Genomic DNA, 6,477 nt, shown 5'->3' on the forward strand with positions numbered 1-6,477 from the left:
AACAAATGATTCAATCAGTTTATCGGCAGACGAATCCCGAATTGAGAGCCGTAGCCCGGAATCGATTTAACCCAGGCGCGTCCGTCATGCGCTTCGGCAATCGCTCTCACCACCGCCAGACCCAAACCCGTTCCTTTGGCTCGACTGGTGTAAAAAGGTTCGAAAATTTTCTGTAGGCGGTCTTCTTCAATGCCCGGACCGTTATCGGACACCACCAAATCCAGCCGCGCCCCGTCCAGTTGCGTCGCTCTAACCTCGATTTTGGCACCCTGGCCAACGACGTCCAATGCGTTTACCACCAGATTCTGCAAAGCGGTCAAAAGCCCGTCCTTATCACCACAGATGCTTAACGGTTCTTTCGGTAATTTCAATATCAGTTCGGCGTCCGCCTGCTTGATTTGTGTTTCCAGATTGATGCTTAACTGTCGTAGCAGTTCGTCGACTTGAAGCGGCGTTTTACTGCCCTTGCCGCCTTTGGCGTACTGCAGCATATCCTTGATCAGGCTCTCGATGTGATTTAGACTGTTCAACGCCTTACCGACGAATTTGCCGCGTCTCTCATCATCCAGCTGGACCACATTCAACTGCGAAACATACAGCAGGGCCGATGCCAGAGGCGTACGAATCTGATGCGCCAGCGAAGCCGCCATTTCGCCCATTGAATCCAAACGCTGATGGCGGCTGACATGTGATTGCAGGTCACGCGCCGCGGTCACATCCTGAATCAGCAGAATCCGTCCGTTACCATGATCCAAATGTGCATCCGCCAGCTGATAAACTTTCTCATCATGCGTCAAAAGCTCTCCTGCATCGTTGCGACTCAAGAAGGCGTTCATCACCACTATATCCCAGTCACGGTGAATGGCATCGCTACCGAGAATCAGTTCGGCACTTGGATTCATTTCGATAATGCGATTGGCCTCGTCCAAGACGATGACCCCCGCCGGCATCAGTTTCAACAGACGGCCTAAACGGTCGGCTACTTCACGCTTTTCGCGGTCACTGGCTTCTAAACGCAGTTGCAGAGCCTCGACCTGCTTCTGCAAAGCATCATACGCATGGCTTAACTGTACGGAAGTCTGATTGAAAAGCTGAAAAGCCTCTTCCAACTCCTGTAAACGTGCCTGTTCCTTCGAGTTGAGCACCCTGCCTCCGTCCACGTCTAGTTGAGGTTGTACTTGCGAATTTTCTCAACCAGAGTCGTACGATTGAGCTGAAGTAATTTTGCCGCCTGCGACACATTCCCCGCGGTCTGATCCAAAGCCTGACGAATCAGCGCCATTTCCATATTGACCAAATAGGATTTCAAATCGGTATCCAGGTTATCCACCGAAATAACATTCTGAGGAGCTGAACCAGGTGCTTCAGTCTCTTCTTCGACAATACTTGCTTTTTGCTGCTCAGGTTCAGTATTCAACGGCTGCTCGGATTGAACAGGCTTATTATCACTAGTCTCTTGGCTTGTGTTTTCGCTTGAATCAACAGCGCAATCGGCTTGCGACTCTGCGATTTCAAGCGCCGCTTGTATACGGTATTTTTCCGGCAAATCGGCAAACGCAATTTCCCGATCCTGAAAAAGAATCGACAGACGTTCGGCCAGATTGCTCAATTCGCGAACATTTCCCGGCCAGTGGTAAGCCTGCAAGGATTTCAGAGCATCGGCTTTCAGATTCGGGACGGCTCTCCCGGATTCAGCCAGTCGGTCAAACAGGAAGCTCAAAAGTGGTTCGATGTCTTCCGGACGCTCGCGCAACGCCGGCAATTCAATCGGAAATACATTTAAGCGGTAGAATAAGTCTTCGCGAAACTTACCGTCTTCGATACTGCGTTCCAGATCGCGGTGCGTCGCGGCAATTACGCGAACATCGCATTCAAAGGTCTTATTTCCGCCGACACGTTCATAACATCTCTCCTGCAGAACGCGCAGTAATTTGACTTGCATTGCCAATGGCATATCGCCGATTTCATCAAGAAAAATAGTGCCTTTTTCTGCCAGTTCAAAACGTCCTTTACGAGCGCTGATAGCGCCGGTAAAAGCGCCTTTCTCGTGCCCGAACAGTTCGCTTTCCAGCAGCTCCGCCGGTATGGCTCCGCAATTGATCGGTACAAAGGAATAGTCACCGCGTTGCGATAGTTGATGGAGGGTTTGTGCGACAACTTCTTTACCGGTTCCGGATTCGCCGAGAACTAATACGGTCGCATCGGTCAAAGCAACTTGACGAATCAACTGCTTCACTTCTTGCATGGCGGGACTATGCCCAATGAGGGAGGAGAAAATCGCTTCGGAATCCACAGGTTCGTCTCACCGCTTATTAATCGATTACACGACTTTTATAGCGGGCTTTTTTCCGAATGTCAAAAATTTGGCAGGGAAATTGATTTGCTTGCTTCGCCACTCTTCTACGCCAAATACTCTTTGAGAGCTTTATGAACGTAACGGCTCTGTTTCAAATCGCCGGCTAAATCCTGCTGATAGCTTTTAATCGCCTGTTGAATCTGGCGATTATCTTCCAGCAGGCTGGGAATAATTTCATTTAATTGTTGGCCCCACTGTTCAACCGCTTGTTCTAGTTTTTCCTGCCACACCGACTCCAACGGCAAAAACGCCTCCCAATCTTGCGACTGGGCGGCGTTAAGCATATTCTTCGAATGCGACAGTAAAATTAAACGCGTTCTCTGTAAGGCGTCTTGACTCATAGATTAGGCACTTTTACGCGAGACGTGAGTCTCCAATTGATGCTTTTCGGCATATTTAATCTGATCAGGCATATCGTCCCATGCTTCCTGCAGGCCTTTAACATGCAACAGAAGTTCGTCGATCATTGCAGGATCGTTTTTGGCAGATGCTTCAACCAGACGGCGATAACAATAATCATAAAGCTGGAAAAGGTTGTCGGCAACCTCTTCGCCTTTTTCCATATCCAACCCGGTTTTTAACGATAACAGAATCGCCAAGGCTTTGTTGGAAACCTTTGCCTTATCGGCGAATTTTTTCTGAGCCATAAATGCTTTAGTCAAGTTCAAATTCTTCACCAAAGCGGCATACAACATGGATACTAACTTATGCGGCGTCGCTTCAGATACCGACGTCTCTGCAAAATTCTTTGCATACTGAGTGGCAAATCGATTTCGAGTATAAGCATTCATCTTTCTCTCCCTTGTGTCTTAAAGCGGATAGACCCGATTAATTATTGTTGTTGTTACTAAACGTAGCCGTCAAATAATCTCGTGTCTGCTCACTACTTGATAGTATCGACTGCAAGGCGGAAAACTGAAGCTGATATTTCAATAAAAGTTGCTCATATTTCGCATCGATCTCCGTCGCGCGATCATCATATTCGCTGCTCTTGTCGGTCAGAGAAGAAATACGCTGACTGATCAAACCGGTATCGTCGGCAAACAGGTTGTTAATCGTCTCTTCAACCGTACTGGCAAAGCCCTGCGCATAGGTAATGGTTCCACGCGCTCCGGTTACACCGCCAAGCACTTCAAATTCCAAACCGCGAACCTCCGCATCGTTACCGCTGATAACCGCAAAGTCGCTGATTTTGACTTTACGACCGTCAGTTGCATCGGCATAGGCTCCGATATTCAGGGTTCCGCTAGAGGTGGTAATGGTTCCGTCGACATTCTGACCGACATCGGTCAAGTCGGCACTTAAACCGCCGTTAGCCAAACCGGAGAAATTGGTCAGCGTGACATCCGAAGAAGAACCGTAACGATTCGAACTGATACTCAAAATACCGCCGTCGGTGGAGATGCTCACAGAACCACCTGCGGCCTGCACGTCGGTACTACTGTTGATACTGTTTGTCATACCGCTGGCCAGTTCGCTCAGAGTATAACGCCCGGCAGCCAGACTCAAACTGGTGGAGGTTGAACCATCGATACTGACATCGAAGCTCGCACCGGAAGTTAGATCAATCAAGTCTTCACCAGCGTAATCGGTCGTCGAAAAACCTTGGTTGGACAGACCGCTTACATTACTTAAAGTTAAAGCGCCTTCTCCGGTATTGGAGCTGATCTCAAAACGCCCTTGAGCGGTGTCGTAAGCGATAGTGGCATTCATGCTGTTGACATCGATCTGGGCCTGAATAGCCGCCGCAACATCTTCCTTAGTCGAATAGGTTCCGGCAATCGAACTTAAATCGATTGTCGTTGTCGGGCCAGCGCCTAAAGTCAGATCAAAACTGGCTCCGGCGGCAATTTCCAGAGCGGCATTAACATCGGTTAAACCGCTGCCGGCAACTTTCTGATCACCAGTGGTTGTTACAGCGCCACCGCTGACGGTCGCTCTTTCCGCCAATTGAGTGATATCCAAATCATAACTGCCGGTTTCGGTACGTTCGTTGCCCGACAAGACATTAATTAATGGATCGTCGCTGGTACCGCCTTTGGAGAACAAACTGGAAACCGCGCTCATATTGGAGTTCATCACCGCACTCAGAGTTTCTTCATCCAAAGACATGCTGCCGTCACGATTCAAGCTTAAACCGATGGTCGCCAGAGAGTTATAGTTACCGCTCAATTCACCGATAGTCCCGCTCATTGCTTCAGAAATCTGCGAACGCACCGAACGCAGCAAACTGCTGCCGGCAAGATCTCCGTAATATTGATACTCCTCAGAATCCAGTTCTGCCTGGGTTAAGTCGTCCGTGTTATAACTGCCCAATTCGTCCAGAATGGTATCCAATTGGTTATAAACATCGACAAAACTCTTAACGGAGTCCATGATATTTTCGCTATCCTGCCCGATAGAAATACTTTGCGGCGTGCCTGGAGAAGCGGAATTCAACTGAAAACTCACCCCTTCAATTACTTCGTCGAATTGGTTGGTGCTGCTGGTTACGGTCAAACCGTTCAAAACCATCACCGCATCCTGTGCATTCGCAGTGGTTGTTAAACCATCGGTATCGAAATCACTCAAACCGGACACACTGACTTCACTCGCCAAACCGGTCTGTTTGGAAGTAAACATCATCTGGTAACCGCTGCCGTTGTTGATAATCGATGCGGTTACACCATAATCGCCATTATTGATAACTTTCTGCAAACCTTCCAGCGTGTTGTTGGAACTATCAACGGTAATATCGTGGGTTTGCCCACCAACGGACAGCTGCAGGGTTCCGCTGGACACGGTATCCGACGCGGAGGAGTAAACTTTATTCGCAACTTGGGTATGCGCCTGCGCCAACTGCTTCGATTCGATTTGGAAAGAAGCCAGATTCGCACTGCTGCTCGCAGTTACCGAAACAATGTCGCTGTTTGACGAACTCGCGGTTTTCTGACTAAACAGATCCGGGGATGATAAGGCATTTACATAGGTGTTGAAAGCGTTCAGGTTCGACTGCAGATATTTCAATGCATCTAATTCGGTGGTTACCTTTTCCTGATTATTTTCAAGGATTGCTTTCGGTCCGGCCACCTCAGCCTCTGCCAACACCTTGGCCATATTGCCGATGTCAAAAGTGCTGCCGGTTAATGAATTTAGGAGTGTGGTACCGATTTCGTTTGCCATTTTTCTCTCCCGAGACGCTATATATACTTTTCCTGTCGCTTTACAAGCACATAAAGTGCCGTTCGCTCCGTTTGATAACCTTTATATCGGCAAAATATTGATTTTATTTAATAGAAAGGAGGGGGAAATTGCAAATAAAAAAAGCGGCCATAAAGGCCGCTAAACACACAAGGGAAACAATAAATCAGACAGAATCCGTTTTAAAAAGGTTTAAATATGCTTCTGGATCAACCGGGAAGCAAAACCGCAGCTTACACAATTTTGTCGAGCAAGACTCCGGTTATGGATTCGTTAGAATCCCCGCCACGCTGCTGCACGGCGTTTAAATAATCTTGAATATTTTTCATAATTTTCAGCGAATCCTCGGTAGGCAATTGTCGAATTACCTCTTGAGTGCCGCTATCAATGACTTCAACAACTGAAGACTGAGTATCTGCATCAACTTTGAAGCTCAAAGAATGCCCCATTTTGCCTAAAAGCTCATTGAGCTTTTCCGCTTCCTTACCGAGCCGGCCGATTGTGACCGGCTCTTTGATTTCGGAAACTTCAGGCTCAGGCTTATCAGCGAGGACCGAAGGTTTGGCAACTTGGTTATTAACCTCATTACCAACCTGAGACATCGCCGAATTAGTCATGGGAGGGAAACCGTTAATATCCATTCTCCTCTCCTCCTAAAGCTGAATAACTTGCAAATTACTGAACCAGAGAAAGTACGTTCTGTGACTGCTGGTTCGCTTGGCTCAACATGCTCATACCGGCTTGTTGCAACACTTGAGTTCTCGCCAGGTTGGCACTTTCTTTCGCAAAGTCCGCATCTTCGATACGTGAACGTGCAGCACTGATGTTTTCATTTACATTGCTCAAGTTCGATACCGTTGATTCCAGACGGTTTTGCAAAGCACCCCATTTCGCACGTTGCAGGTTGATGTTCGACAAATCCTGGTCAATCGCGGCAATCG

The 6,477-nt window shown here is 48.1% G+C and carries 7 protein-coding genes; all 7 read right to left on the reverse strand.

Annotation, left to right across the window (positions count from 1 at the left end; genetic code table 11):
- Window positions 1-14: 14 nt before the first annotated feature.
- Complete coding sequence (locus H8792_RS08525; protein WP_185978524.1) at window positions 15-1,145, reverse strand: sensor histidine kinase; 1,131 nt, start codon at window positions 1,143-1,145, stop codon at window positions 15-17.
- 17 nt (window positions 1,146-1,162) lie between these two features.
- On the reverse strand, window positions 1,163-2,245 hold the full coding sequence (locus H8792_RS12765) for a sigma-54 interaction domain-containing protein (RefSeq protein ID WP_185978525.1): 1,083 nt from the start codon (window positions 2,243-2,245) through the stop codon (window positions 1,163-1,165).
- 155 nt (window positions 2,246-2,400) lie between these two features.
- On the reverse strand, window positions 2,401-2,697 hold the full coding sequence (locus tag H8792_RS08535; protein ID WP_185978526.1) for a hypothetical protein: 297 nt from the start codon (window positions 2,695-2,697) through the stop codon (window positions 2,401-2,403).
- Between the two features lie 3 nt (window positions 2,698-2,700).
- Window positions 2,701-3,147 (reverse strand): flagellar export chaperone FliS, encoded by a 447-nt coding sequence (fliS, locus tag H8792_RS08540; protein WP_185978527.1) that lies wholly within the window; start codon window positions 3,145-3,147, stop codon window positions 2,701-2,703.
- Window positions 3,148-3,184: 37 nt separating this feature from the next.
- Window positions 3,185-5,518, reverse strand: coding sequence for a flagellar filament capping protein FliD (fliD, locus tag H8792_RS08545; protein ID WP_185978528.1), 2,334 nt, complete (start codon window positions 5,516-5,518; stop codon window positions 3,185-3,187).
- Window positions 5,519-5,769: 251 nt separating this feature from the next.
- A complete protein-coding gene (locus H8792_RS08550) occupies window positions 5,770-6,177 on the reverse strand; it encodes a flagellar protein FlaG (protein ID WP_185978529.1) in 408 nt (135 codons plus the stop codon).
- 34 nt (window positions 6,178-6,211) lie between these two features.
- A partial coding sequence (locus H8792_RS08555) for a flagellin (RefSeq protein WP_267463323.1) occupies window positions 6,212-6,477 on the reverse strand: 266 nt, incomplete at its 5' end.

Origin of the sequence: Thiomicrorhabdus heinhorstiae (assembly GCF_013391765.2) — a bacterium.
Lineage (GTDB): Bacteria > Pseudomonadota > Gammaproteobacteria > Thiomicrospirales > Thiomicrospiraceae > Thiomicrorhabdus > Thiomicrorhabdus heinhorstiae.